The following is a 26,117-nucleotide window of genomic DNA, read 5'->3' on the forward strand; positions in this document are numbered from 1 at the left end:
CATAGTTGACCCGTGCAGACCGCCGAGGTGCTCGAACTGCTCCAAGATGTCGCCGACCGCATCGTGCGACCCCGATTCCGCAGCCTGTCCGATGGACAGGTCATGGAGAAGAACCCCGGGGACCTGGTCACGGTGGCCGACCGGGAGGCGGAGGTGGCGATCACGGACGTCCTTCGATCGGCGTACCCCGATGCGCTGATCGTCGGCGAGGAGGCGGTGGCGGCCAACCCCGCGATCCTGCGCCGGGCGGGCGATGCCGGGCACTGGTTCACGGTCGACCCGATCGACGGCACCAAAAACTTCGTGCACGGTTCGCCGGACCACGCGGTGATGGTCGCCGAGTTGCAGGGACCGACCGTCACGCGATCCTGGATCTGGCAGCCCGAGCACCAGTTGGCGTACGTCGCGGAGCTGGGCTCCGGGGCGTGGTGCGGCGACCGCCGGCTCACCATCGACCCTTCGCGCCGGCAGCCCGACGGGCGAACGTCGTGGCGCCGTGAGGTGGGCCAATCGCTGGGCGGCGACCTACCGCCGATGACGCTGACCTGGGCCTCGTGCGGGATCGACTATCCGAAACTTGTTGAGGGAGAGACGGATTACATCGTCTACGGCGGCACGATGCCGTGGGATCACGCGCCCGGATCCCTGCTGCTGACCGAAGCAGGCGGCGTCGTCGGCTATCCGGACCTCGAGCCCTACGACCCGACCACGCTGCGTAAACCGCTCATCGCCGCCGGGTCACGGACGATCTTCGAGCAGGTCGCTCCGAAGGTCTGATCGCCGTTCGACGCGTGCCACCATGGGCCGATGACAGCCGCTGTCCGATTGATCCGGTCCGGTGCGCTGAGCGATGTCGCGTAGTACGCACACGCCTCATCCGTCGACCCGGGTGCACGAGTCATCGTCCTCGCCGGCGCCTGCCCGCTGGAGCCGGATGGGTCGGTCGCGGCGGTTGGCGATTATGCAGCGCAAGCGGTCAGGTGCATCGAAACGATGACGAAGGTGCTGCGGGCGGCAGGGGCAACGATCACCGACGTCGTGGCGACCCGCGTGCTGGTGGCCTCGACCAGGCGGTCGGATCTCGTCGACGTGTGGCACGTCGTGCGTGACGCCTTCGGTGATCATGATGCGCCGAGCACGCTGATGGGCGTGACCATGCTCGGCTATGAGAATCAACTCGTCGAAATCGAAGCGACCGCGGCGATTCTGGCGCAGTAGTGCTGGTCAGGTTCGCAGGTTCCAGCGGACGCCGGTGGGGGGTGATGGTTGCGGTCAGGTTGTGTTCGTGGACGTAGGTGTGGTGGCCGCGGCAGAGGATTGCGCCGTCTTTGAGGTTGGTTTTGCCGCCGAGGGACCAGGGGGTTGTGTGGTGGGCGTCGCACCATTCGGGTGGGATGGTGCAGCCGGGGAAGGTGCAGGTGCGGTCGCGTTGCCACAGGGCGAGGCGTTGGGCGGTGGTGAAGAACCGTTTGCTGCGGCCGACGTCCAGTGGTTGGCTTGCGCCGTTGAGTACGAGGGGGATGATGCCGGCGTCGCAGGCGATCCGGCGCACCGCCGATGGGGACAGTACTTGACCGGTGGCGGTGATACCGGCGCCGTTGGTCTGCGCCAGCAGGTCGTTCAGGGCGATGGTGACGACGACTTGGGCTTTGGGTTTCTTTGGGTAGGCAGGTGCCGGCTTCCAGGCCGCGTTGCACGATAGCCAGGAGTGCGTCGGCTCGTCGGTGGGCTGCTCGTCGCGGGTCGGGTTCGCCGCGGGGTCCGCAGACCGGTCGGGACAGGGCTGCCACGGCGGCGTCGATGATCGCGGCGCCTTCGGCGTCGAGGGTCAGGTGGTACTCGGTCAGGCCCCCGGGTCCGGGCAGGGTGTGCAGCGACCGTCCGCGGCGCGCGGCGGACTCTTCTTCGGCCAGCAGATCGGCTGGCCGCAGCATGCGCCGGGAGTAGCCGATCGCGCGGCCCAGTTCCCGGGTGGTCAGTCCCCATCCTGCGGGGCCGGTGGTGGCTGCAGGAGTCGTGGGCGGTATGCCGGTGACCCAGGTCGGCAGGGCGGGACTGACGGCGGGAGTGATGGGCTGCTCGGGTGCGAGTGGGTCGGGGGCCAGGGGGTCGGGGCCGTCGATGGATCCGGCGCGCATGGTTTCGACGAGTTCGGCGAGTTCCGCGGGGTCGGTGACGGTTTGGACGTCGTCGACGAAGCGCAGGATTTGGTCGGTTTTGGCCGGGGTCAGGGCGCCTGCGTAGAAGGTGTGCAGGGTTCGCTCGGTGAGGGCGTGCGGGGGTAGGTCGGCAGCGTGGGCGATGCGTACGGTGCGGGAGACCTGGTAGGCGTCCGGTGGCGGCGCGGAGGCCCCTTCAGTGGTTCGTACCCAGTTCACGGCTGAGGAGGCTGTCTGTTGCGGCAAGCCGCGTCGGATGCCTTCGCAGACCAGTTCGATTTCGAGCCGTTCCAGGGCGTTGCGGGAGCGGCCGAGGGCGTCCAGGGCCGAGTCCAGTGTCGTCTCCGGTAGGGCGGCCCCGATCCCGCGTAGGGGCGTCCCGGTGTTGCCTGACTGGTCCAGCCACGCCGCGAGCATATCACCCAGTTCGCTTGCAGCAGAGACGATCTGGTCAGCACGATCAGGTCGCTGCGGGGCGGGTGCCGAGGTCATAGGGAGATCATATGTTCGACCACTGACAGCCCGCAGGACCGTTCTCTGCGACTGGGGAAAAGGTGGAAACGGCTGTGGAAATGGCCTCGCGGCGCCCACCTGGGGAAACATCAGGAGGACGGAAAACTCGTTGTCCAGACCCGTTCTCGTCGGTCTACTGTCGAGCCATGACCCGCGTAACCGTCGACGACGCCCTCGATCAGGAGAGCGCTGTACTCAAGGCGTTCGTCGCCGAGGATGGTTCGCTGCTAGATCTGCCGACGAAGCTGCGCAAACGTCTCGTCGTGCTCCACTACGTCGCTCAGGCGTTCGACGTTGGCCGCGATTACCCCGAAGTCGAGGTCAAGTCGGTCCTTCGGGCCTTCCACCCCGACGTCGCCGCTACCTGGTCGACGAGGGCTTCCTCACGCGGGAGAAGGGTACCTACCGGCGTCAGTCGTCGAAATCCTGACGCGGCTCGACGTCGTACAGATGGTGCACCAGATCGTGCAGGTAGTACCGGCCCAAGCTGTCGACGGTGAAGACAGAACCGTTGCTCCGGCGGCCGGGCCGATCGAGCTGGTCAGCGCCGACAAGTTCCAGCCGAGACGCGATTTCCTCTGCAGCAGAAGCCAGCTCGCGACCGACCTGCCCCGGAGGTAGCGATGCATAATCGCCCTCGATGGCCGCTGCGTCCTGGTCCCAGTTGACGAAGAGCGGATCGTCCTGAGTCAGCAACTGCGCGAATCGGCCGGCGAACACGCGGTGGACGTCACGCACGTGCGCGGCGTACTCCGTCGGCGACCACACCTGTGGTGTGGGCCGCGTGCGCGCATCGGCCCGGCCGAGTCGCTCCTGCCATAGCGGTGTCATGGCTCGCACCTGACCGGCGATACTCCCGAATTCGACTGTCGATGCATCGAATCCACAGTCGGGACAGGGATGTTCAATCACCCAGGTCCAGTCCTTGGTGTCCGTTGGGATCGCACTGTCGGGCGAGGAGGTCATAGCGCAGCGTAGGCAGCGGCGAGCCGCTCACGCCACCACGACTCCCGCTCGGGCGCGGCGGCCACCGAGGGGAGACGGTCAGCCGACGGTCGGCGTACGTCGATCGCGCCAGCCACGGGCACCAGCGGCGTGGCGGTGACGTCAGTGGCGAGAAGTTCCACTGTGCCCAGGCCGCAGGCGAATTCGAGCTCCGGTAGGGCAGCAGCCAGCGCCACTCCGGCGGCGATCCCGATCGAGGTGTCCAATGCTGACGACACCACCGTCGGCAAGCCCGCCTCGAGCGCGATGTCCAACGCAGCCTGCACGCCGCCCAACGGCGCCACCTTCACCACGGCGACATCGGCCGCGTGCAACCGGGCCACGAGGAGCGGGTCGGTGGCCTTGCGGATCGATTCGTCAGCAGCCACCCGCAGATCAACCCCGTTGTTGACCAGAGCAATTCGCAATGAGGCCAGCTCTTCGACCGTGGCGCACGGTTGCTCGGCGTACTCCAGCTCGAACCCCGACAACGCGGTGAGTGCCCACACGGCGTCGTCCAGCGACCAGCCGCCGTTCGCGTCGACCCGGATCCGTCCGGATGGCCCGAGGATGGAGCGCACCTCGGCCACGCGGGCGACGTCGTCCTCCAACGACTGTCCGCGCTCGGCGACCTTGACCTTGGCGGTCGTGCACCCGTCGTACCGCGCCAGCACCCCCGCAACCTGCGCGGCCTCCACCGCCGGCACGGTTGCGTTCACGGGGATCGACGAGCGCGCCGGCGCGGGCCACGAACCCCACCCTGCCTCGATCGCGGCGGCGAGCCAGCGCGCGGACTCGCTTGCGTCGTACTCCAGGAACGGTGCGAACTCCCCGTCGCCGGACGGGCCGCGCAGGATCATCGCCTCGCGGTGGTCGACGCCCCTGAAGCGGGTACGCAACGGAATGGAGACCACGTGCGCGCTGTCCTGAAGCTCCTGCAGACTGACCACGCAGCCAAGCCTAGGGTTGGAGTTGTGACTGATCAGAACCCGTTCGATGAGACCGCGTGGGCACCGGTGCCCGGCTTCGAGGACCTGACCGACATCACCTACCACCGGTGCGTGCTCGACGGGCCGGCCAAGGGCACGGTGCGCGTCGCGTTCAACCGGCCGGAGGTGCGCAACGCCTTCCGCCCGCACACGGTCGATGAGCTCTACCGGGCGCTGGACCACGCCCGCATGACCCCCGACGTGGGCTGCGTCCTGCTGACCGGCAACGGCCCGTCCGCCAAGGACGGCGGGTGGGCGTTCTGTTCCGGCGGGGACCAACGGATCCGCGGGCGATCGGGTTACCAGTACGCCGAGGGGAGACTGCCGACACCGTCGACCAGGCGCGCGTGAAGGCGGCTGGGGGACGGTTGCACATTTTGGAGGTGCAGCGGCTGATCCGCACGATGCCCAAGGTCGTCATCGCGGTCGTGAACGGCTGGGCGGCCGGCGGCGGTCATTCGCTGCACGTCGTGTGCGACCTGACGATCGCCTCGCGCGAGCATGCGCGGTTCAAGCAGACCGACGCGGACGTGGGTTCGTTCGACGCGGGCTACGGATCGGCGTACCTCGCCAAGCAGGTCGGCCAGAAGTTCGCCCGGGAGATCTTTTTCCTGGGCCGGACGTACGACGCCGAGACGATGCATCGCATGGGTGCGGTCAACATCGTCGCCGACCACGCGCAGTTGGAGGTCGAGTCACTGCAGGTGGCGGCCGAGATCAACAAAAAGAGCCCCACGGCGCAGCGGATGTTGAAGTTCGCGTTCAACCTGACCGACGACGGCCTCATGGGCCAGCAGGTCTTCGCGGGCGAGGCGACGCGGCTGGCGTACATGACCGACGAAGCGGTCGAGGGCAAAGAGGCGTTCCTGGAGAAGCGCGACCCCGACTGGTCCGCCTTCCCCTGGTACTTCTGAGCGGCTGGCAGCGGACCATGTCCACCGGTAGGACGGCGATCGTCTACCTGACCGCGACCTCCCTCGACGGATACATCGCCGACCCGCAGGGCTCCCTCGACTGGCTCTTCGCGGTCGAGGGTGGCGAATCGGCCATCGCCGAGGCCGAGTCATTCATGTCCGGAGTGACCGTGCAGGTCGAAGGCTCGGCGACCTATCGCTGGGTGGTGGAGCACGAGCAGCTGCTCGAACGTCCCGAGAAGTGGCAGGCGTTCTACGGGGACCGCCGAACCTTTGTCTTCACCTCACGCGACGACTTGCCCGTCGTACCTGGTGCCGACGTCGTTTTCGTCGGTGGGCCGGTCACGCAGCACATCGACACGATCGTGGCGGCGGCCGGAGGCGGCGACGTACATCTGGTCGGTGGGGGTGATCTGGCTGTCCAGTTCGCCCGGATCGGTCGGCTGGACGCCATCCGGCTGTCCATAGCTCCGGTCACCCTGGGTGGCGGGGCGCGGCTGCTCCCGGCGTACTTCGACTCAACGCGACTGCGACTGACCGAGGTGCACCAGACCGGTCAGTTCATCCACGCCGAGTACGACGTGCTGCGCTGACGGCGCCGCGCGCCGCGGCCCGGCGCGCTGAACGGGCGCACCTGGTGTCCAGCGACAGCTAGGCTCCCGACCATGCAACCCAAGCGTCGTGGTCTCTGGCTGACCATCATCGGAGCGATCATCATGCTGCCGGTCGCCTTCGGCATCTTCATCGGCGGCACGGTGCTGGGCGTCAAGAACATGGCGAACCTCGTCGAGGAGGCTCCGGTGGTCACGGCCGGATCGAGCCATGACTTCGCAGCGGACACCACCGTCGCGATGTTCGGTGACGGCTCCGGGTCCTCCTGCTCGGTCACCGACCCCTCGGGCAGCGCGGTGACCCTGGACAATTCCGCGAGCGGTTCGGTCCAGGAGGGCGACTCCACCTTCAACCTGCTCGGCTCGTTCACGACGACCGACGCGGGTGCCTACACGATCGACTGCGGTTCAGGTGTCGACGTGAGCGTCCTGAGCGGCAAGGACGCCTCCGACGTGAGCCAGAAGCTGCTGATGCCGATCCTCGTGGGTTTTGGCGGCGCGGCGCTGGCCGGGCTGATCGGCCTGGGCTTGTTGATCACCGGCATCGTCAAGCTTGTGCGCTCCAACCGTGAACGCACGGCATGGAGTCAGCAGCAGGCCTACGCCGGCGGGTACGGCGCTGCCCCGGCTGGGTATCCCTACGGCCAGCCCCAGCAGGGCTACCCCCGCAATACGGCCAGCAGGAGTACGGGCAGCAGCAGCCGCCGCAGTACGGGCAACAGTCGCCGCCGGACCCGGGCCAGCAGCCGCCGACCCAACAGTGAGTTTCGTCGTCGGGTTCGACCTGGACATGACGCTGGTCGACTCGCGTGCCGGCATCGTGGCCTGCATGCAACGCACCCTCGGCGACCGGGGCGTGGCGGCCACCGACGAGCAGTTGTGGCCGCTGATCGGCGCGCCCCTGGCCGACAACCTGGCGCAGTTCCTGCCGGCGGACCAGGTGCCGGGTGCGGTCGAGCAATACCGCGCGTTGTATCCGGAACTGGCCGTCCCGATGACGACCGCGTTACCGGGCGCGCATGATGCGTTCGCGGCGATCCGCGAGCACGGCGGCCAGCCCATGGTGGTCAGTGCGAAATACGAACCTGCGGTCCACGCCGTCCTCCACCAGGTCGGCCTACAGCCGGACATCGTGGTGGGGGACGCCTTCGGTGCCGGAAAAGCAGTCCCGATCAAGCAGCATCACGCCACGATCTTCGTCGGCGACCACGAGGGCGACATGGCCGGAGCCGTTGCCGGGGGAGCGTATGCGCTTGGGGTGCTCACCGGACCGCACGACGAGGCGCAACTACGTGCGGCCGGCGCCCAGTCCGTCGTACCCGATCTACGTAGTTTCGGCCCGTGGCTGAACGATTATCTGTCCGACCCGCCAGCGCGTTAGCCTTAAGGACCCGCACGCTGCGGCGTGCCCTGATGACTCAGCACAACGAGGTGGACAGTGCCCTCCGGCAAGGTGAAGTTCTTCGATTCCGACAAGGGATTCGGTTTCGTGTCCGGCGACGACGGCCAGGACGTGTTCCTGCCCTCCAGCGCGCTGCCGGCCGGCACCACGGCCCTCAAGAGCGGCACGCGCATCGAGTACTCCGTCGCCGAGGGCCGACGCGGCGCCCAGGCACTGAGCGTCACCCTGACCGAGCCGACGGTGTCGCTGGCTGCTCGCAGCCGCAAGCCCGCCGACGACATGGCGATCATCGTCGAGGACCTGATCAAGCTGCTCGACAACGTGGGTGGCAGCCTGCGCCGGGGTCGCTACCCCGACAAGTCCCAGGCCGGCAAGGTGGCCGCGGTGATGCGCGCCGTCGCGGACGATCTGGACGTCTGAGCGTGACCGTCGACGTGCGCGAAAAGCCGAAGAAGACCAAGGTCGAGAAGGCCGACAAGGTTCTGCTCGGTGCGGTCGACCTGGCCAGGACCGCACTGCTCGACATCACTGCCGAGGGCACCATCGGGCAGCACCAGGGTGCCGAGATGATCGGCGAGCGCCTGGCCATGCACCACTTCGCCTACACCGCCAAGGGGTACGTCGGGTGGCACTGGGCCGTGTCCGTCGCCCGCGCGCCGCGGCAGAAGTTCGCGACCGTATGCGAAGTCAACCTGCTGCCCGGTGGTGACGCGCTGCTCACCCCCGACTGGGTTCCGTACGCCGAGCGGTTGCGTCCCGGCGACATCGGCGCCGGGGATGTCACGCCGTACGTCGAGGACGACCCGAACCTGGAGTTCGGCTTCGAGGCCAGCGGCGACGAAGAGGTCGACGAGATGGCCTTCTTCGAGTTGGGGCTCGGCCGGCGCCGGGTGTTGTCGCGGCAGGGCCGCGAAGCCGCCGCCCAGCGGTGGTACGACGGCTCGCACGGTCCGCGCGCCGCGGTTGCCGTCGAAGCGCCGGCGAAGTGCACCACCTGCGGCTACTTCCTGCCGATGCCGGGTGCGTTGCGACCGGTCTTCGGGGTGTGTGCCAACGCGTGGTCGCCCTCGGACGGTTCCGTGGTCTCCCTCGACCACGGCTGCGGTGCGCACAGCGAGGTCGATGTGGTCGCCCGCGAGCCCGAGCAGGTGGAGCCGCCGCGGCTGGATGACTTCGAGGTCGAGCTCGTCGAGACCGAGACCGTCGAGGCCTAGGGCCGCCACTTCCGCTCGAAGGGCAGCCGCCAGGCGCGCGGCGCCACCAGTTGATGGATCTGGTTGGGTCCCCACGACCCGGCCGAATACGGCCGCACCGGCGGTGGATTGTCGAGCAACGGCTGGCTCAATTCCCACACCCGCTCGATGCCCTCGGCACTGGTGAACAGGGTGTGGTCACCACGCACCGCGTCGTAGATCAGCCGTTCGTACGCCTCGAGAACCGACCCCGACCAGTGCGTGTCCGACGTGCTGAACTGCATCGACAGCTTGTCCAGCCGGAAGCCCGGCCCGGGCCGTTTGCCATAGAACGACAGCGACAGTTTCGACTGGTCGGCCAGGTCGAAGGTCAGGTGGTCGGGACCGTGCTCACCGACCCCGGAGCCAGCCGGGAACATCGACTTCGGTGGCTCCCGGAACGCGATGGAGATGATCCGCTGCCCCTCGGCGAGCTTCTTGCCGGTCCGCAGATAGAACGGCACCCCGGCCCAGCGCCAGTTGTCGATCCGGCAGCGCAACGCGATGAACGTCTCGGTCTCCGATTCCGGACTCACGCCCGGCTCGTCGCGATACCCGACGTACTGGCCCCGCACCACGTCACTGGGCAGGATCGGCAGCATCGAGCGAAAGACCTTGTTCTTCTCCTCGGTGATCGCACCCGGCTCCAACTCGGTCGGCGGCTCCATTGCCGTGAAGGCCAGCACTTGGAACAAGTGGGTCACGACCATGTCGCGGTAGGCCCCGGTGGTCTCGTAGAACCCCGCCCGCCCTTCCAGGCCGAGGGCTTCGGGTACGTCGATCTGGATGTGTTCGATGAAGTTGCGGTGCCAGATGGGCTCGAACAACCCGTTGGCGAAGCGGAACGCCAGGATGTTCAGCGCCGCCTCCTTGCCCAGGAAATGGTCGATCCGGAAGACCTGTTCCTCGGCGAAGACCTCGTGCACCGCCGCGTTGAGCGACTTGGAGGAGGCCAGGTCGGTTCCGAACGGCTTCTCCATGATCACCCGGGATCGCTCCACCAGGTTGGCGGCGGCGATCATCTGGATCACGTTCAACGCGGCTTTCGGCGGCACGCTCAGGTAGTGCAGGCGCCGCGGCTGCTCGGTGAATTCGGCCTCCGCTTCATCGACGGTCCGCTTCAGGCCCTCCGGGCCGTCCTGGCTGCGGACGAAGTACAGCCGTTTGGCGAAGTCCTCCCACACGGCGTCGTCCGGGTTGTGCGAGGAGAATTCGGTGATCGCGGTCGCGGCGAACTCCACGAAGCTGTCCCGGGTGTAGTCCTCCATGGAACTGCCGACGACGCGCAGGTCGTTCAGCAGACCGGTCTGGAACAGGTGCAGCAGACCCGGCAGGAGTTTGCGGCGCGACAAATCACCGGTCGCGCCGAACAGGATGATCGTGGTGGGCCGCTCTGCCATTCATCCAGGGTGCTGCCTGGAGGGGCCAGCGGGAAGACCTGCCGTGAAAACGTCAGGTTACGAATGCGTCTTCGCGCGCACCGCTCTAGAACGGTGGGGTGCCGCCGAAGGTCGTGCCGTTCTGGCGCTGGCGGTCCATGTGCGACCGGGCCACCTGCAGGTCGGTGTTGGCATCCCCGGAGCCGTCGTAGCGGCTGCGCCGGCCAGTGACCAGGACGATTCCCGCCAGGACGACGAGTAATGCGATGACAGCGATGAGAACGCCCATGGCGACTTCCTTTCGGGGTCAGCGCGATGCTGACGACCCAAAGTCAACACCCTGTGCGTTGCCCCGTCCAGCGGCCAGATAGGCCCAGGCGACGAAGCCGAGGACGAAACCGGTCAAGGCGATCCAGGGCCAGTCCTTCTTGTCCCCGGTGTGCAGCGCCGGCACGATCCAGGTGATCACGAAAGCCACTGCCCAACAGGCGATTCCGACGAGCAGCACCTTCTTGGTGTCGACGCGGACGGGAGGGGGCGGCGTACGTTGGAAGATCGGGTCGTCGCTCACCCTGCCAGCCTAGGCCAGGGCAGGAAGGTCGTCCGCGTCGACGATCCGGTAGGCGTAGCCCTGTTCGGCCAGGAAGCGCTGGCGGTGTGCGGCGAACTCGGCGTCGACGGTGTCCCGGGCGACCACGGTGTAGAAGTGAGCGGTCCGCCCGTCACCCTTGGGTCGCAGCACCCGGCCGAGGCGCTGGGCCTCTTCCTGGCGGGAGCCGAACGTGCCGGACACCTGGATCGCGACGCTGGCCTCGGGAAGGTCGATCGAGAAGTTGGCCACTTTGCTGACCACCAGCAGTGAGATCTCCCCGTCGCGAAACTGTTGGAAGAGCTTCTGCCGCTGGGAAACCGGGGTCTCGCCGGTGATCAGGTCGGCGTTCAGCCGTCCGGCGAGCGTTTCGAGCTGATCGAGGTACTGCCCGATCACCAGGGTCGGCTCGCCGCGGTGCTGGCCGACCAGCTGCTCGACCACGCGGTCCTTGGCGGGTGCACACGAGGCGAAGCGGTACCGCTCGTCCGGTTCGGTGGTGGCGTAGGCCAAACGGTCCGATTCGGACAGGGTCACCCGCACTTCGACGCAATCGGCCGGAGCGATGTAACCCTGGGCCTCGATGTCCTTCCAGGGCGCGTCGTACCGCTTCGGGCCGATCAGGCTGAATACATCCGACTCCCGGCCGTCCTCGCGCACCAAGGTCGCGGTCAGGCCGAGGCGGCGGCGGGCCTGGAGGTCGGCGGTCATCCGGAAGATCGGGGCGGGCAGCAGGTGCACCTCGTCGTAGACGACCAGACCCCAGTCGCGCGCGTCGAGCAGCTCCAGGTGCGGGAAGACGCCCTTCCGCTTGTGGGTGAGGACCTGGTACGTCGCGATGGTCACCGGCCGGATGTCCTTGCGGGCGCCGCTGTACTCGCCGATCTCCTCCTGCGTCAGGGAGGTCCGTTTGAGCAACTCATCGCGCCACTGCCGGGCAGAGACCGTGTTGGTCACCAGGATCAGCGTGGTCGCTCCCGCCTTGGCCATCGCACCGGCACCGACGATGGTTTTGCCTGCGCCGCAGGGCAGTACGACGACACCCGAGCCGCCGTGCCAGAACCCGTCGACCGCCTGCTCCTGGTACGGGCGCATGTCCCAGCCGTCCGTCCGGAGGCTGATCGCGTGGGCTTCGCCATCGACGTATCCCGCCTCGTCCTCGGCCGGCCAGCCCACCTTGATCAGTTGCTGTTTGATCGCGCCGCGTTCGGAGGGGTGCACCAGGACGCGGTCGTCGGCGATCCGCTCGCCGACCAACGGGGTGATCTTCTTGTGCCGCAGGATCTCTTCCAGGACGGCGCGATCGGTGGAGATCAGCATCAGGCGGCCGTCGTCGTCCTTGGCCAACCGCAACCGGCCGTACCGGTCCATCGTCTCGGCGATGTCGATCAGCAGAGCGTTCGGCACCGGGTAACGGCTGTAGGTGATCAGGGTGTGCACGACGGTCTCGGCGTCGTGGCCGGCGGCCCGCGCGTTCCACAGGCCCAGCGGGGTGATGCGGTAGGTGTGCATGTGCTCCGGGGCGCGTTCCAACTCCGCGAACGGGGCGATCGCCCGCCGAGCGTCACCGGCCTGGGGGTGGTCGACCTCCAACAGCACGGTTTTGTCGCTCTGGACGATCAGCGGTCCGTCGGTCATGGGTGTCCTTCCGGGAGAGTGCAACCTGTCGAACACCGGTGAACCCCGATTATCTTCCCGCGCTTAATCTAGGCACTATGAATTCGGGGATAACCAGCACTTTCGATACCTCGGTCCGTGCTCAGGACGATTTCTTCGAGCACGTGAACGGCGAATGGATCAAGAACACCGATATCCCGGCGGACCGCGCGAGATACGGCGCATTCGACCGGTTGCGTGAAGCCTCCGAGGCCGCGATGCGGCAACTGATCGAGACCGCTGCCGCGGCGGATGCCGAGCCGGGTACGGAGCAGGCGAAAGTCGGTGACCTGTATCGCTCCTTCATGGACACCGAGCGGATCGAGGCGATCGGCACCGAGCCGTTGAAGGACGATCTGGCGGCCATCGCCGGCGTGCGTGACATCCCCGGACTGATCGAGCAGTTCGGCCGGCTGGCCCGCCAGGACGTGTGGGGGCCGGTCGCGATCTACGTGTCGGCCGACGCCGGCAACCCTGAGGAGAACATCGCCTACCTGGAGCAATACGGACTGGGCCTGCCCGACGAGTCGTACTACCGCGAGGATCAGTACGAACCGATCCGCCTGAAGTACATCTCCCACATCGAGAAGCTGCTGAACCTGGCCGGGCATCAGGCTACGGCCAAGCACGCGCAGAGCATCTTCGACGTCGAGCATCTGATTGCCTCCTCACACTGGGACAACGTCGCCAGCCGGGACGCGGTGCGCACCTACAACAAGTCGACCTTCGCCGATCTGCAGCAGTTGGCGCCGAAGATCGACTGGACGGTCTTCACCGAAGCGTTGGGTGCTCCGGAAGGCGCGTTCGACGCGGTCGTGGTCCGCCAGCCCAGCTTCCTCACCGGGCTGTCCGCAGCCCTGGAGGATCTGCCGGTCGAGCAATGGAAGGACTATCTGTCCTGGCGGCTGATCAGTTCCCGGGCTCCCTACCTGAGCGATGCGATCGTGCAGGAGAGCTTCGATTTCCACGGCCGGACCCTGTCGGGGGTGCCGGAACTGAAGGAGCGCTGGAAGCGCGGGGTGGGGCTGGTCGAGGAGGCCCTGGGTGAGGCGGCCGGTCAGCTGTACGTCGCGGAGCACTTCCCGCCGCGCGCCAAGGAGCGCATGACCCAGTTGGTCGCCAACCTGATCGAGGCCTACCGCCGCGACTTCGAGACGTTGCCGTGGATGGGTGAGCAGACCCGCGCACAAGCGCTGGAGAAGCTGGGCAAGTTCACCCCTAAGATCGGCTACCCCGACAAGTGGCGGGACTATTCCAGCCTCGAGATCGCCTCCGACGATCTGATCGGGAACGTACGTCGCGCAGCCGAGTTCGAGATCCACCGGCAGTTGGACAAGATCGGCAAACCGATCGACCGCACCGAGTGGTTGATGACGCCGCAGACGGTCAACGCCTACTACCACCCGGTGATGAACGAGATCGTCTTCCCGGCCGCGATCCTGCAACCACCGTTCTTCGACGTGGACGCGGACGATGCGGTGAATTACGGCGGCATCGGAGCGGTCATCGGCCACGAGATCGGTCACGGTTTCGACGACCAGGGGTCGCGCTACGACGGTAACGGCGCCCTGCGCGATTGGTGGACCGAGCAGGACCGGTCGCGGTTCGACGCGTTGGCCAAGAAGCTGATCGACCAATTCAGCGAACAGTCACCGGCGGACGCGCCCGACGTGAAGGTGAACGGTGCACTGACGGTCGGGGAGAACATCGGCGACCTCGGTGGTCTGACGATCGGCTACAAGGCCTACGAGATCTCCCAGGAGAGCAACCCCGCGTTCGAATTGGACGGGTTCACCCCGGCGCAGCGGTTCTTCATCGGCTGGGCGCAGGTGTGGTGCGGGAAGGCCCGCGAGGCTGAGGCGAAGCGGCTGATTGCCATCGATCCGCACTCACCGGCCAACTGTCGCTGCAACGTCGCCCGCAACCTGGTGGAGTTCCACGAGGCGTTCGGCGTCAAGGAGGGCGATGGCATGTATCTACCCGAGGAGCAGCGGGTTCGCATCTTCTGACGTCGCGCCTGCGCCCGACGATTCTGCGGCTTCCGACGCACCTGAGGACTGCCCCCGGCACCGAGTCCTCGACAACGTTCCAAGCCCTCATCATCCATGGGCGCAGGAGAACGCTGGAAGGGCTCAGGCGGGAGCGACTCCCAGGATGCGGTGTAGCGCGATGGTGCGCCGTTGCCCGTCGACGGCGCCGATGACGCGACCTCCGGCCACCTGTTCCGGCTGCAGTAACGCACGGTGCACATCGCCGGTGGGGTCGGAGTAGCCGATCCAGACCGGCATCCGGCCGGCCGCGGCATCCTGCAACGTCGCCAGGGTGATGGCCGGGTCTGTCGAGGCGATCCGCGGACCTTCCGAGGAGTCCGGGTGCTGCCGCATCCGCGCCACAGCCTGCGCGGCCAGCTCCGCGGTCACGCTGTCGACGATCACCGGACCCGCCAAGGGGCGAGGATCGGCACGCGGTTGGCGGCGCACCCCGACGATGGAGACTCCGTCCGGTGTCTCGGCGACCGGCGAATGTCCTTGCTCACGAAGCACGTCCAGAACCGTCTCCGCGGCAACCGGTGAGATCAGGACGGTCGGCGCGATCTGTCGCAGTCGCAGGATGCCGGTGCGCGGATCGGCCATCATCGACTGGAGTGCCGCGGCATCGTCGCTGCGGATGTAGCTGGACGTGCCGCCGACCCGGGTCTGTCCGTGCTGCCGCGCGGCATCGTTGATCAGGTACTCGACCGGTTGCGGGATCGGTGCGGGGGAGACTGCTTGCAACCTCCCGAGGATGTCGGCCGAGCTCAGTCCGCGGTCGAAACCTCGGCGAAGGCTGGCCGAACTGATCCGGAACACCGTTGCGCCGCCACTGGATTCGACGTCAAAGACCAGATCGGCGAATCGACGCAGATCATCCGACAGTGAGCCGGGCGCAACGATCGTGTGGTCGGCCTGGACCAGCAACAGGTCCTGCGGAGGAGGCAGAGCGCCCTCCAGCGCCGTCGCGACGGAGGTCTCATCAGAGGCAGGGTCGGCGAGCACATGTCCGGCGGCAGTCAGCGCGTGACCGGCCGTGACCCCCAGCCACTCGGCTTCCTGGAGCAACTCGCCGGCACGGGTCGGTGCGCCGGACGGCAGCCGCAGCGGGCGTAGCCAGTGCAACGCCCGAGTCATCGCATCGGTCGAGTAGCCTCCGTCGCTACTGGCCAGCACTTCGAGGATGTCGCGGCGGCGGCCGCGCATCATCGGCCAATGTGCCTCTGCGCCAAGGGCATTGATCTTGCCTTTGTCGCCCGTCGTGCCGACCAGGAAGGCAGCTCGCGGACTGTCCCGCCACGCCAGGACCAGCCGCGCCCAGCGGAAGGCGGTGTCGCGACGCAACCACTCGTCGTACTCGGTGGTGGGCAGCCACACCGGCTCGTTGGCGTCGTCGGAGGCGATCAGATCGGCCGCGTAGGCCAGCTCGATGAGGAAGGCCGTGAACGCTTGGTCCTGATCCAACCGCTCAGCGGTCACCTTCAGATCGCGGGCGCCGAGCCCTCCCGTGCGCAGTACCCGAGGCGGGTCGAGCTGCCAGAAGGAAGCCAGTCGTTCCAGTTGCCAGAGTAATTCGCGGATCGAGACCGCAGCGCCCGCCTCCGTGCGGGCCGGGTCGGCCGCCAGATCCGCCACGGGCAACCCGGCCACGTCATCGGCCACCAGGCGTCCGCCACGCAACCAGAGGCCGACCTCGCGCGGCACTGTGCCGGTGGACTCCTCGGTGCGCACCATGAATCCGGCGGACACCAACTCCTCCAGTACGCCGGTAGCGGCCGTTCCCTCGAAACCTGCCTTGGCCGGTCCCCACCGCAGGCGATCCAGCGCGGAACGTGCCGCATCGGACAACGCCTCGAAACGCTCCGGTAGATCGGCCGGCGGGCGGTAGTTCTCGATGGCGCTCGCCGGCGCACCGAGGCCGGCAGGTTCGGGAAGGATCTCGCCGATCACCCGGGCCGGACGCAGCCCTTCCGGTGATTGCCACACCAGCGCGCTTCTCCATAGCTGCTCCAGCGGCTCGCTCACGTCGGCGGCCAGCAAGGTCGCCGGGTCGCCGACCAGGAGGGCTTCCAGCACATGCAGCGAGTCGGCGTGAAGGGACTCCAGGGCACGCAGGGCGCTGGGTCGCGACCCCGCACGTGCGGCGAGTGCCGTGAGGTCGGCCGGCACCGGGCGAGCGAGATCGGGTCGGGCCAGGAGCAGGTGGACAAGTGCAGCGTCGTCACGGGAGCGGATGTCGTCGGCGTAGCTGCGCACCGCGGGGGAGCCGGTCATGGATGTGAGCGGATTGCTGCCGCTCGGCCGGCGGCGACCAGCTGGTCACCCAGTGGACCGGGCAGGTGGGCGACTTCCCAGTGGAAGCCGTCCGGGTCGACGAAGTAACCGCTGTAGCCGCCCCAGACCCTAGGGGTGCCCGGGGAGACCTGGGCAGCGCCCGCGGCGTGTGCCGCCTCCAACACCTGGTCGACCTCCGTGTCGCTGTCGACGTTGTGAGCAACCGTGATGGGTGCCAATCCTTCGGCGGGAGTGCCGACTTCCGCCTCGAAAGCGGCGCGCTCCCACAAGGACAGCACCAGGCCATCGCCGACCCGCAGGAAGATCACGTCCTGTTCATCGAGCTCCGGTTGCCACCCGAGTCCGGTCACGAAAAAGGCACGGCTGCGGGCCAGATCCCGCACGGCGAGGGTGATGAAGGAGACGTACTGCTGCACCGATCCAGCCTACGGCCCCGCCGCCCGGGGGAGTCGAGAAGGCGGTCCGGCGCCCCCGCGCACCGGACCGCCGGTTTCTGCGGCTGGATCAGCTGTCCAGCCAGGTCACGGTGACCGCGCCGTTGTTGGCGACGGAGTGCGATGAGGTGTAGCGCTCGTTGATTGCGGTGTCGGTCATCCCGTAGGTGGCCGAGGAGCCTGCGCCGCCACCGCCGCCGCAGGAGGTGCCCTTGGCGCCTCCGCCTCCGGCGCCGCCGGCCAGCCCGCCGCCGCCACCGCCACCGTTGCCGCCGAGACCAGATCCGCCCAGGCCCCGTGCCCCGGTCCCCGTGGCCTCAGCCCCGGCCTTGCCACCGGTCCCGCCGAGGACGTAACTGCCGTTGTCGCCGTTGCCGCCGGTCCACGAGCTACCCGCGTCGCCGCCGGAGCCGTCTGCGGTGGTGTCGCCGCTCATTCCTCCGTTCCCGCCGCCACCTCCAGCGATGAGGATCGTGTGCAGGTCCGAGCCGTCGGCGTTTTCGATCTGAATCGTGGTGGCGCCGCCGCCGCCGGCGCTGGTGCGCAGGTGGTCGGAGGCCCCGTTGCCGTTGCCACCGTCCATGCCCAGCCCGCCCCATCCGCCGCGCGGATCGGACCCGCCGGTGCCGCCCTGTTGGCCCTGGCCACCGACCGAGATGCCCACGCGCTGCCCAGGAGTGACCCCGATCGAGCCCTCCACCTCGGCGCCGCCAGCCATCATCCTCTGGCCGGAGCCCCACATACCGCCATCGCCCCCGGTGGCCTGCAGGCTCATCCGGTCGACGCCCTGCGGCACGGTGATCCATTGGACGCCGCCGGTGTAGTTCACCGTTTGCGCGGGCGGCGCGGTCAGCGCGTGCGCGCCGGGTGCCGCGGCCAGTCCTGCGCCGCCGAGCGCTGCGAGAGCAGCGGCCGAGCAGATGCTTCGCTTGATGAATGTGTTGTGCTTCATAACGATTCCTTCGTCCTGGGGCCTGCTTGCTGCGGGCCGATGACTCAACCTTCGGGCCTGGCGGCCGGCTCACCCGTCGCCTGATCGGCTTGTCCGGCGGTGGAATCCTTCGTCCCCTGATCGGGGGATGCCCCGATGGTCTTCGTCAAGCTGCTGAGGGTTGTCAGGTGTCCGCTGCCAGAGACCGTCGTCGGCACCTCGGCGCGGATCCCGGTGGGGCCACCGAATCGGATCAGTTGTCGAGCCAGGTGATGACGACTTGACCGTTCTCGGCGAGGTGCTGGTCGCCGTTCCAGCGCTGGCTGATCGAGGTGCCGGTCATGCCGTAGGTGGCCGAGGAGCCTGAACCGCCGCCACCGCCGGCCGAGGTGCCCTTGGCGCCGCCGCCGCCCGATCCGCCCTCGAGGCCGCCGCCACCTCCGCCGCCGTTACCGCCGAGACCGGAGCCTCCGAGCCCGCGTCCGCCGACACCGTCGGCCTGGGTGGCGGCGTGGCCGCCGGAGCCGCCCATCGGATCGAAGGCGGTCGTGCCGTTCTGGCCGCCCCATCCGGCGCCGGCGTTGCCGCCGACGCCGACGTTCACCTCGTCGCCGCTGGGTCCGGCGGTCCCGCCGCCGCCCCCGGCGATCAGGACGGTGTGCAGGTCGGAGCCGTCGGCGTTCTCGATCTGGATCGTGGTGGCACCGCCGCCGGCACCGCTGGTGCGCTGGTGATCGGAGGCCCCGTTGCCGTTGCCGCCGTCCATCCCGAGGCCACCCCAGCCGCCGTGCGGGTCCGAGGACCCCGTGCCGCCGATCTGGCCCTCGCCGCCGACCGAGATCGCGACCTTCTGACCCGGCGCGACGGCAATGCTGCCGCTCACAACCGCACCGGTGCCCTCGGTGAGGTTGTCGGCGTAGGCGTCGAACGCACCACCGTCGCCACCGGTTGCCGTGATGGTGAGCCGGTCGACGCCCTGCGGCACGGTGATCCATTGGACGCCGCCGGTGTAGTTCACCGTTTGCGCGGGCGGCGCGGTCAGCGCGTGCGCGCCGGGTGCCGCCGCCAGTCCTGCGCCGCCGAGAGCTGCGATGGCAGCGACCGAGCAGACGCTGCGCTTGATCAATGTGTGGTGCTTCATGACGACTCCTTCGTCCTGGGGCCCGCCTGCTGCGGGCCGATGACTCAACCTTCAGCCCCGTCGACCGGCGCACCCATCGACCGGTGAGCCGATCGACCGGGTGAATCGCCGGTCCCCCGATCGGAGGACACCCCCGGACCGCGCGAGGGTGGGTGACTGAAGGATGGGTCGTCCTCCGATGGGGCAAGGGGGCGGCGACATGTCAGGATCGGTGCCATGGGTCAGGTGACGATTCCGCCGAGCGGTGAACAATGGACGATCAGCGCACCCGCGGACGAGCGCGGTCCGGGCGCGGTCGCGATCATCACGCAGGTCGGCGGCGGCATCCGCGTGCTGAAGGTCGGCGGTGAGCCGGTCCTGCACGGTTATCCGCTGCAGAGCAAAGCTGACGGTGGGCGAGGACAACTGCTGATGCCGTGGCCGAACAGGATCCGCGACGGCAAGTACACCTTCGACGGAGTCGATCAGCAGTTGGCGTTGACCGAGCCGTCCCGCGGGAACGCGTCGCACGGGCTGGTGCGCTGGGCGTTGTGGACTCTGGAAGAGCTGGCCGACACTTCGGTCACACTGTCGTATCTCCTCCTGCCACAACAGGGTTGGGACGCTTGCTTGCGCATCAAGGTCCGCTACACGGTGATCGGAAACGGCCTGGAGGTGGCCACCAAGGTGACCAATGTCGGCACCGCCAAGGCGCCGTTCGCCTACGGCGCCCATCCCTACCTGACCACCGGTGAGACGACCGTCGACGAAGTCACCCTGACCGTGCCGGCCGGGCGCACGATCGACGTCGATGACCGGTTGATCCCGATCGGCACCTCGGCGGTCGCGGAGGACGCCGACTTCCGCGCGGCCAGGCGTATTGGCAGCACGGTGCTGGACACCGCGTTCACCGACCTGGAGCCCGGTGATGACGGCCGGTGGCGGGTCAGCATCGAGCGAGACGATCGCCGTACGACGATCTGGGCCGATGCGGGCACGTTCAGCTACCTGCAGGTCTTCACGGGCGATTCGTTGTCACCGGAGCGCAAGCGCCGTTCCGGTGTCGCCGTCGAGCCCATGTCGGCGCCGGCCAACGCGTTCGCGTCCGGGGAGTCCTTGACCGTCCTCCAGCCGGGCGATGTGTGGTCGGGCACGTGGGGGATCAGCGCCTCCGGGAGAATGCCGGCGTGAACCCCTCGACCGCACTGGCGACCGTGCTCGTCGACGAGTTGATCCGGCAGGGCGTACGCGACCTCGTCGTGTGCCCCGGATCGCGGTCGGCGCCCTTGGCGTACGCCGCGCTGGCGGCCGAGCGGGCCGGGCGTGCCCGGCTGCACGTCCGGGTCGACGAGCGGTCGGCCGCCTTCCTGGCGCTGGGGCTGGCCAAGGTGAGCCGGCAACCGGCCGCAGTCATCACCACCAGCGGTACGGCGGTCGCCAACCTGCACCCGGCAGTGCTCGAGGCGTCCCACGGCAACGTGCCGCTGCTGCTTCTCACGGCAGACCGGCCGGCTGAACAACGCGGCAGCGGTGCCAACCAAACCACCGACCAGGTCAAGATCTTCGGCGGAATGACCCGCTGGTTCCACGAGTTCTCGGCTCCCGGTGATCGCCCCGGCCAACAAGGGCAGTGGCGTGCGGTCATCGGCCGGGCCGTGGCCGAGTCGTGCGGACATCCGTCCGGGGACCCGGGCCCGGTGCAGCTGAACGTGAGTTTCCGCGAGCCGCTGACACCGGATACGGATCCCGCGGGCTGGTCGGAGTCGCTCAACGGCCGACCGCACGGCGAGGCCTGGCTGAGCCTCCGCTCGCCGGTGCGCCATGAGGCGGCCGGGGCCGGCCCGGGAATCGCGCCGGTCCCTCGCACGCTACTGGTCCTCGGCAGTCTCGCCGACCCGGCCCGGGCCGCAGACATCACCGAACTGGCCGACGTCGCTGGCTGGCCCATCATCGCCGAGCCGGCCGGGATGTTCCGCCGGGCGCGGGTGACGCCGCACGGACCGCTGCTGCTGTCGGCGACTGGCTGGCTGGAGGAGAACCTGCCCGAGCGGGTCCTGGTGGCCGGTGCCGTGACTCTGGACCGGCGGGTTTTCGCGTTGCTGCGGCGCCCGGAGGTGACCGTCGAGGTGGTGACCGCGATGACGTCGTGGGCCGACCCGGTGCACGCCGTCCACCGGGTTCACGACTGGGCGGACATCGAGCGCAGCCACCGGGTGGTGGCGGGGTGCGTCGACAGGATCTGGGCGTCCCGCTGGCGGGCGGCCGGAGCCGTCGTCGCTGCCACCGCCGGCCCGATGGTCGAGGCGTCGTGGCCCAGCGGGCCGGCGGTCGCCCGTACCGTCGCGAACAACCTTCCCGAACGAGCGCTGCTCTTCGTCGGCGCATCCAGTGCGGTGCGTGACCTGGACATCTCGAGGGAGCCGGCTCGGATCGCCAAAGATGTTGTGACAGTTGGGAACCGGGGCCTGGCTGGCATCGACGGTTCGGTGTCCAGTGCGATCGGCGCCGCCCTCTCGCAGCCGGACCGGCCGGCGTACGCCCTGATGGGGGACCTGACCTTCCTGCACGACACCAACGGCCTACTCATCGGTCCGGAGGAGCCGCGGCCGGATCTGACCATTGTGGTCGTCAACGACGACGGGGGCGCCATCTTCAGCACGCTGGAGGTTGGGGCGCCCGAGTACGCCGGCGCGTTCGAGCGGATCTTCGGCACCGCCACGGGGACGGACATCGCCGGGGTGTGCGCCGCGCACCATGTAGCGCACCGCACGGTCGACACCGCGGCGGAACTGGCCGACGCGATCAGCGCTACCCCGCAAGGGCTGACGGTCCTGGAGGTGCACGTGCCGCGTACGAACGCACGCCGGTTGCGTCGTGATCTGGCGGCCGCAGTCGAGCGAGCCCTGGAGGACACCTCAGCCGACTAGTCCAGCAATTCCGGGTCGGTCGTCAGCTCGATGTTGGCCCACACGTCGTACCCGAGAGCGCGCAGGTCGCGACTGAGACGGGAACGGACCTGATCCTCCTCGTCCACATCCCAGCCTCCGGGCTCAACGAGGAAGTCCACGTCGACGTACAACCGATCACCCAGCTTCGTGGAGCGCACGCTGACCCGGCCGAGGCCGAACTGCTCAGCGGTGGCGCTCACTGCCGATGAGATCGCTGCGCCCAGTTCGGCCGACGGGGCGCCCTCCAGTAGTTCGCGACCGGCTTGTCGCAACAGCCCGATCGGGACCGGCGCCAGACCCACGCAGGCGACCAGGATCAGCACGGGATCGGTGTAGACGACGACCTCGGGGAATCGGTCGGTGAGTTGCATGGCCACGAACGCCCCGATAGCGAACACAACGCTGAGTACCGTTCCTGCTTGCCAGGTGGCGGCCTCAGTCAGTACCAGATCGGATTGGCTGGCGCGGGCGGCGCGGCGCAACCACCAGGTAGCCGCAAGAGAAACCACCGCGGTCACCACCCCGTAGGCGAGCACGCTCGCCGGGTCGATGGTGCTTCCGCCGTCGAGGATCACCAGGATTGCGTCCAGCCCGGCGTAGACCAGCGTGCCCAGCAGGGCGGCGCCTTGGGCTCCGACCGCCAGTGGGGTGACCGCGCGCCGACCGAACGGGAAGCGCGCATCGGGGGCACTCGCAGCGGCCTTCGCGGCGACCAGGGACAGCACCGACATGGTGACACCCAGCAACATGAACACACCGTCGAAAACGATCACCCGCGAACCGGAAATCGCGCCCCACACGAGGGCTCCGGCGCACAGGACGACTGCGACGACGATGGAAAACCACAACGCCGTACCTTCACTGCTGCCCTCGTCCGCCATGCCTTCCCCTGCCCGACGAGCCGGTCAATTCATCAGTCCGGCGGCAACCGTGCCACCCAACTCCGTGCAGCGTTCCAGATCGGAGGCGTCCACCGGGCCGATGAGTTCCACGGGTTCGGCGGCCAACCGCCAGTTCAACCCGGTCGCGACCGACATCAGCGACCGCCGAGCGCCTGTCGTGTCGGAGCGGCCGTGGATCCACAGTGAGAACGGACGCTTGTCGACTCGGCCGCGGATGTCGTCGTAGGTCGTGTCGAAAGCGTGCTTCATGGCGCCCGACATGTAGCCGAAGTTGGCCGGAGTGCCGAGCAGGTAGCCGTCCGCCGATAGGAAGTCGTCGATGGAAACGTCCAACGCCGCAACCACATTCACATCGACGCCCTCAATGGACGCATCGGTGGCGCCGACGACCACGGCGTCGGTCAACGACCGCAGCAGCGGCGTCGGGCTGTGGTGGACGACCAGAAGTTGCGTGACCACGGGACGCCGGTCAGTCGCCCAGCGCGGACAACATCGGCCGCAACTTGGCGTTGGACTCCGCTACCTCATCCTGCGGGTCCGAACCGGCCACGATCCCGCAGCCGGCGAAGAGCCGGATGATCGCCGGGTCGTCCTGGACCTGGCCGCAGCGCAGGGCGATTCCCCATTCGCCGTCGCCGGAGGCATCCATCCAGCCGACCGGCCCGGCGTACCGCCCCCGATCCATCTTCTCCAGATCTGCGATGACGTCCCGCGCTTTCCAGGTCGGCGTACCGCACACGGCGGCCGACGGATGAAGCGCGGCGGCCAACGCCAGTGAGGACGAACTGTCCGACAGCACCCCGGCCACGTCGGTCGCCAGGTGCATCACGTTGGGCAGGTGCAGCACGAACGGCGCCTCTGGCACGTTCATCGACGAGCAGTGCGCGTCCAGGGCCTCGGCAACCGACCGCACGGCGTACTCGTGCTCCTCCAGGTCTTTGGACGAACGTGCGAGCGAGGCGGCCAGCGCGAGGTCGTGGGCGTCGTCGCCGGTGCGTTGGATGGTGCCGGCCAGGATCCGGGAAGTCACCAATGCCTTCTCACGCCGCACCAGCATTTCCGGGGTCGCCCCGATCAGCCGGTCGACGCTGAACGTCCAGGTCTTGCGGTAGGAACTCGACAACCTCTCCAGCAGCCATCGGGCGTCCAGTGGGCCGTCGGCGGTGATGAAGACATCGCGCGCCATCACCACCTTGTCCAACTCGCCGTCGGAGATCCGCTGTACGGCCTCCCCGATGGCGCGTGCCCAACCTTCTTCGTCCAGCGCGCCGGGCCGCGTCTGCAGGTTTTGTGGGCGTACGGCGCTGGGCTGCTTGGTCGGCTGTGGCGGCTGTTCGAGGGAGCCGCTGATCGTGGTCACCCAGGCCAGCCCGCCACGGCGGCCGATGATGACGCGGGGGACGATCAACGTGCTCGGGTAGGCGGAGTCGGCGGCGAAGGCGAACGATCCGAAAGCGACCAACCCCGCGCCGGGAACCTCGACCTCGGAGCGCACCACCGCCCGTCCCACGACCTCTGACCACCACTGGTCGGCATCGGCGAAGCGGGAGGTGGCGGAGGTTTCCAGGTACGCCGCGCGTCCCCACCCGACGAAGCCCTCACCCTCGCGCAGCCAGGACAGCACATCCGCCGAATCGACATCGGCGGGGATGATGTCGACGAGGTCGCCGGGGTCGGGGATGCGACGGGTGCGGACGACCAGTGCGGGTGCGCTCTGATCGGCGCTCGCGGGCATCGTCACAAGAGGCAACGATAAACCCGCGCTCGAGACCCTCCGTCACCATGCGGGAGGATGCAGCCATGAACCGCGCCTCCTTGGACAAGCAACCCACCGACGTCGCGCGGATGTTCGACGATGTCGCCGCTCGGTACGACCTCACCAACGATGTGCTGTCCCTGGGGCAGGATCGCGCGTGGCGCACCCGGGTGGTGCAGGCGGTGGATGCCCAGCCCGGGCAGGCCGTGCTCGACATCGCGGCGGGCACGGGGACCAGCAGCCTGCCGTTCCAGCGGCTGGGGGCCCACGTCGTACCCGCAGATTTCTCGATCGGGATGCTGCGCCAGGGGCGCAAGCAGTACCCGACTCTGGCCTTCACCGCCGCCGACGCCACGCGTCTGCCCTTCGCGGACGCATCGTTCGACGCAGTCACCATGTCCTTCGGGCTGCGCAACGTGGTGCGGGTGGATCTGGCGCTGCGGGAGTTCCTGCGGGTGACCAAACCCGGGGGCCGTCTGGTCGTCTGCGAGTTCTCCACCCCGGTGAATCCGGTGTTCCGCAAGGTCTATTCCGAGTACCTGATGATGGCGTTGCCGAAGATCGCGCGTCGGGTGGGATCCAACGCCGAGTCGTACGTGTATCTCGCGGAGTCGATCCAGGCGTGGCCCGATCAGGCCGGTCTCGGCGCCCAGATCGCCGATGCGGGTTGGGGGAGTGTGGAGTGGCAGAACCTCACGGGTGGGATCGTCGCCCTGCACCGAGCTCGTCGGGCCGCACCGAGCGACGGAGAAGGACGTCAGCCGGAGCGCAGCGGAGGCTAGGACGCCCGTAGTCGCCGGAAGGGACGACAGTCAGCACGAAGTGATCCCCGTCAGCCGGAGCGCAGCGGAGGGTAGGGGTCACGTAGTGGCCGGAAAGGGCGACAGGGTAATCGTCGCCCTGCACCGAGCTCGTCGGGCCGCACCGAGCGACGGAGAAGGACGTCAGCCGGAGCGCAGCGGAGGCTAGGACGCCCGTAGTCGCCGGAAGGGACGACAGTCAGCACGAAGTGATCCCCGTCAGCCGGAGCGCAGCGGAGGCTAGGACGCCCGTAGTCGCCGGAAGGGACGACAGTCAGCACGAAGTGATCCCCGTCAGCCGGAGCGCAGCGGAGGCTAGGACGCCCGTAGTCGTCGGAAGGCCGACCGTCAGCACCGAGGCCACCTAGTGAGGCTCTCCTTAGTTCTCCATCGCTGAAGGGGAGGCATAGAGTCGGATCACCAGGCAAGTGAAGAGATTCACAAGTACGGTCGATCCTTGCGGCTACCGCCGC

General features: G+C 68.3%; 26 protein-coding genes and 3 pseudogenes. 13 read left to right on the top strand and 16 right to left on the bottom strand.

From position 1 onward, the window contains the following. The first annotated feature begins 12 nt into the window (after positions 1-12). Together ACFQBT_RS02470 and ACFQBT_RS02475 are read left to right on the top strand one after the other, a co-directional pair. Entirely contained in the window at positions 13-777 is a 765-nt protein-coding gene (locus ACFQBT_RS02470) for an inositol monophosphatase family protein (protein ID WP_377820235.1), read from the top strand. A 123-nt stretch (positions 778-900) separates the two neighbouring features. Continuing rightward, a complete protein-coding gene (locus ACFQBT_RS02475) occupies positions 901-1,218 on the top strand; it encodes a Rid family hydrolase (protein WP_377825315.1) in 318 nt (105 codons plus the stop codon). 217 nt (positions 1,219-1,435) lie between these two features. Here the strand turns inward: ACFQBT_RS02475 and ACFQBT_RS02480 are convergent. Both ACFQBT_RS02480 and ACFQBT_RS02485 read right to left on the bottom strand, forming a co-directional pair. Continuing rightward, positions 1,436-1,645: pseudogene (locus ACFQBT_RS02480) on the bottom strand (DUF222 domain-containing protein); the annotation flags it as partial. Positions 1,646-1,730: 85 nt separating this feature from the next. Continuing rightward, positions 1,731-2,762, bottom strand: a pseudogene (locus tag ACFQBT_RS02485) (hypothetical protein); the annotation flags it as partial. A gap of 56 nt (positions 2,763-2,818) precedes the next feature. Here ACFQBT_RS02485 and ACFQBT_RS02490 point away from each other — a divergent pair. After that, complete coding sequence (locus ACFQBT_RS02490; protein ID WP_377820236.1) at positions 2,819-3,172, top strand: DUF2087 domain-containing protein; 354 nt, start codon at positions 2,819-2,821, stop codon at positions 3,170-3,172. On the opposite strand, the gene ACFQBT_RS02495 is transcribed toward ACFQBT_RS02490, so the two are convergent. Both ACFQBT_RS02495 and ACFQBT_RS02500 read right to left on the bottom strand, forming a co-directional pair. After that, entirely contained in the window at positions 3,084-3,503 is a 420-nt protein-coding gene (locus ACFQBT_RS02495) for a DinB family protein (RefSeq protein WP_377820237.1), read from the bottom strand. The two genes, ACFQBT_RS02490 and ACFQBT_RS02495, sit on opposite strands and share 89 nt — an antisense overlap. 131 nt (positions 3,504-3,634) lie before the next feature. After that, on the bottom strand, positions 3,635-4,606 hold the full coding sequence (locus ACFQBT_RS02500; RefSeq protein WP_377820238.1) for an o-succinylbenzoate synthase: 972 nt from the start codon (positions 4,604-4,606) through the stop codon (positions 3,635-3,637). 24 nt (positions 4,607-4,630) lie between these two features. Here ACFQBT_RS02500 and ACFQBT_RS02505 point away from each other — a divergent pair. After that, positions 4,631-5,559 (top strand): annotated as a pseudogene (locus ACFQBT_RS02505) (1,4-dihydroxy-2-naphthoyl-CoA synthase). A gap of 17 nt (positions 5,560-5,576) precedes the next feature. Beyond that, on the top strand, positions 5,577-6,152 hold the full coding sequence (locus tag ACFQBT_RS02510; RefSeq protein WP_377820239.1) for a dihydrofolate reductase family protein: 576 nt from the start codon (positions 5,577-5,579) through the stop codon (positions 6,150-6,152). Here ACFQBT_RS02510 and ACFQBT_RS02515 read toward each other — a convergent pair. Continuing rightward, positions 6,116-6,517 (bottom strand): hypothetical protein, encoded by a 402-nt coding sequence (locus ACFQBT_RS02515; RefSeq protein WP_377820240.1) that lies wholly within the window; start codon positions 6,515-6,517, stop codon positions 6,116-6,118. The genes ACFQBT_RS02510 and ACFQBT_RS02515 overlap by 37 nt on opposite strands. Positions 6,518-6,751: 234 nt before the next feature. Between ACFQBT_RS02515 and ACFQBT_RS02520 the strand changes: the two genes are divergently transcribed. The 4 genes from ACFQBT_RS02520 to ACFQBT_RS02535 are packed head-to-tail and all read left to right on the top strand — an operon-like array spanning position 6,752 to position 8,786. Next, a complete protein-coding gene (locus ACFQBT_RS02520) occupies positions 6,752-6,934 on the top strand; it encodes a hypothetical protein (protein ID WP_377820241.1) in 183 nt (60 codons plus the stop codon). Next, on the top strand, positions 6,931-7,551 hold the full coding sequence (locus ACFQBT_RS02525; RefSeq protein ID WP_377820242.1) for an HAD family hydrolase: 621 nt from the start codon (positions 6,931-6,933) through the stop codon (positions 7,549-7,551). Before ACFQBT_RS02520 ends, ACFQBT_RS02525 begins: the two co-directional genes overlap by 4 nt. A gap of 57 nt (positions 7,552-7,608) precedes the next feature. Beyond that, positions 7,609-7,992 (top strand): cold-shock protein, encoded by a 384-nt coding sequence (locus tag ACFQBT_RS02530; RefSeq protein ID WP_377820243.1) that lies wholly within the window; start codon positions 7,609-7,611, stop codon positions 7,990-7,992. Positions 7,993-7,994: 2 nt separating this feature from the next. Continuing rightward, a complete protein-coding gene (locus tag ACFQBT_RS02535; protein WP_377820244.1) occupies positions 7,995-8,786 on the top strand; it encodes a DUF3027 domain-containing protein in 792 nt (263 codons plus the stop codon). Here ACFQBT_RS02535 and zwf read toward each other — a convergent pair. From zwf to ACFQBT_RS02555, 4 genes are all read right to left on the bottom strand, one after another. Then, on the bottom strand, positions 8,783-10,204 hold the full coding sequence (gene zwf, locus ACFQBT_RS02540) for a glucose-6-phosphate dehydrogenase (protein ID WP_377820245.1): 1,422 nt from the start codon (positions 10,202-10,204) through the stop codon (positions 8,783-8,785). The genes ACFQBT_RS02535 and zwf overlap by 4 nt on opposite strands. 85 nt (positions 10,205-10,289) lie before the next feature. Next, positions 10,290-10,472 (bottom strand): hypothetical protein, encoded by a 183-nt coding sequence (locus tag ACFQBT_RS02545; RefSeq protein ID WP_377820246.1) that lies wholly within the window; start codon positions 10,470-10,472, stop codon positions 10,290-10,292. Between the two features lie 18 nt (positions 10,473-10,490). After that, positions 10,491-10,754 (bottom strand): DUF2530 domain-containing protein, encoded by a 264-nt coding sequence (locus ACFQBT_RS02550; RefSeq protein ID WP_377820247.1) that lies wholly within the window; start codon positions 10,752-10,754, stop codon positions 10,491-10,493. A 9-nt stretch (positions 10,755-10,763) separates the two neighbouring features. After that, positions 10,764-12,410 carry a DNA repair helicase XPB gene (locus tag ACFQBT_RS02555; RefSeq protein ID WP_377820248.1) on the bottom strand — a complete coding sequence of 549 codons (1,647 nt, stop codon included), beginning with the start codon at positions 12,408-12,410 and terminating at the stop codon, positions 10,764-10,766. Positions 12,411-12,487: 77 nt separating this feature from the next. Between ACFQBT_RS02555 and ACFQBT_RS02560 the strand changes: the two genes are divergently transcribed. Continuing rightward, entirely contained in the window at positions 12,488-14,437 is a 1,950-nt protein-coding gene (locus tag ACFQBT_RS02560; protein ID WP_377820249.1) for a M13 family metallopeptidase, read from the top strand. A 123-nt stretch (positions 14,438-14,560) separates the two neighbouring features. Here ACFQBT_RS02560 and ACFQBT_RS02565 read toward each other — a convergent pair whose 3' ends face one another. The 4 genes from ACFQBT_RS02565 to ACFQBT_RS02580 all read right to left on the bottom strand — a co-directional run bounded on the left by ACFQBT_RS02565 (position 14,561) and on the right by ACFQBT_RS02580 (position 19,259). After that, positions 14,561-16,732 carry a helicase-associated domain-containing protein gene (locus ACFQBT_RS02565; protein WP_377820250.1) on the bottom strand — a complete coding sequence of 724 codons (2,172 nt, stop codon included), beginning with the start codon at positions 16,730-16,732 and terminating at the stop codon, positions 14,561-14,563. After that, a complete protein-coding gene (locus tag ACFQBT_RS02570) occupies positions 16,729-17,169 on the bottom strand; it encodes a VOC family protein (protein WP_377820251.1) in 441 nt (146 codons plus the stop codon). Before ACFQBT_RS02570 ends, ACFQBT_RS02565 begins: the two co-directional genes overlap by 4 nt. Before the next feature lie 88 nt (positions 17,170-17,257). Next, a complete protein-coding gene (locus ACFQBT_RS02575) occupies positions 17,258-18,139 on the bottom strand; it encodes a hypothetical protein (protein ID WP_377820252.1) in 882 nt (293 codons plus the stop codon). A gap of 232 nt (positions 18,140-18,371) precedes the next feature. Continuing rightward, positions 18,372-19,259 carry a glycine-rich protein gene (locus ACFQBT_RS02580; protein ID WP_377820253.1) on the bottom strand — a complete coding sequence of 296 codons (888 nt, stop codon included), beginning with the start codon at positions 19,257-19,259 and terminating at the stop codon, positions 18,372-18,374. Between the two features lie 225 nt (positions 19,260-19,484). Between ACFQBT_RS02580 and ACFQBT_RS02585 the strand changes: the two genes are divergently transcribed. Beyond that, complete coding sequence (locus ACFQBT_RS02585) at positions 19,485-20,429, top strand: aldose 1-epimerase family protein (protein WP_377820254.1); 945 nt, start codon at positions 19,485-19,487, stop codon at positions 20,427-20,429. Next, a complete protein-coding gene (gene menD, locus ACFQBT_RS02590) occupies positions 20,426-22,165 on the top strand; it encodes a 2-succinyl-5-enolpyruvyl-6-hydroxy-3-cyclohexene-1-carboxylic-acid synthase (protein WP_377820255.1) in 1,740 nt (579 codons plus the stop codon). Before ACFQBT_RS02585 ends, menD begins: the two co-directional genes overlap by 4 nt. Here the strand turns inward: menD and ACFQBT_RS02595 are convergent. The 3 genes from ACFQBT_RS02595 to ACFQBT_RS02605 are packed head-to-tail and all read right to left on the bottom strand — an operon-like array spanning position 22,162 to position 24,823. Continuing rightward, a complete protein-coding gene (locus ACFQBT_RS02595; protein ID WP_377820256.1) occupies positions 22,162-23,067 on the bottom strand; it encodes a cation diffusion facilitator family transporter in 906 nt (301 codons plus the stop codon). The two genes, menD and ACFQBT_RS02595, sit on opposite strands and share 4 nt — an antisense overlap. 24 nt (positions 23,068-23,091) lie before the next feature. Next, the gene (locus tag ACFQBT_RS02600; protein ID WP_377820257.1) at positions 23,092-23,547 is read right to left on the bottom strand and encodes a flavodoxin family protein; all 456 of its coding nucleotides are present in this window, start codon (positions 23,545-23,547) and stop codon (positions 23,092-23,094) included. 10 nt (positions 23,548-23,557) lie between these two features. Next, positions 23,558-24,823, bottom strand: coding sequence for an isochorismate synthase (locus ACFQBT_RS02605; RefSeq protein WP_377825317.1), 1,266 nt, complete (start codon positions 24,821-24,823; stop codon positions 23,558-23,560). A 65-nt stretch (positions 24,824-24,888) separates the two neighbouring features. On the opposite strand from ACFQBT_RS02605, the gene ACFQBT_RS02610 reads away from it, so the two are divergent. Next, complete coding sequence (locus ACFQBT_RS02610) at positions 24,889-25,626, top strand: demethylmenaquinone methyltransferase (protein ID WP_377820258.1); 738 nt, start codon at positions 24,889-24,891, stop codon at positions 25,624-25,626. The last annotated feature ends 491 nt before the right edge of the window (positions 25,627-26,117 follow it).

It is taken from the genome of Branchiibius cervicis, from assembly GCF_042661605.1.
GTDB classification, from domain to species: Bacteria; Actinomycetota; Actinomycetes; order Actinomycetales; family Dermatophilaceae; genus Branchiibius; species Branchiibius cervicis.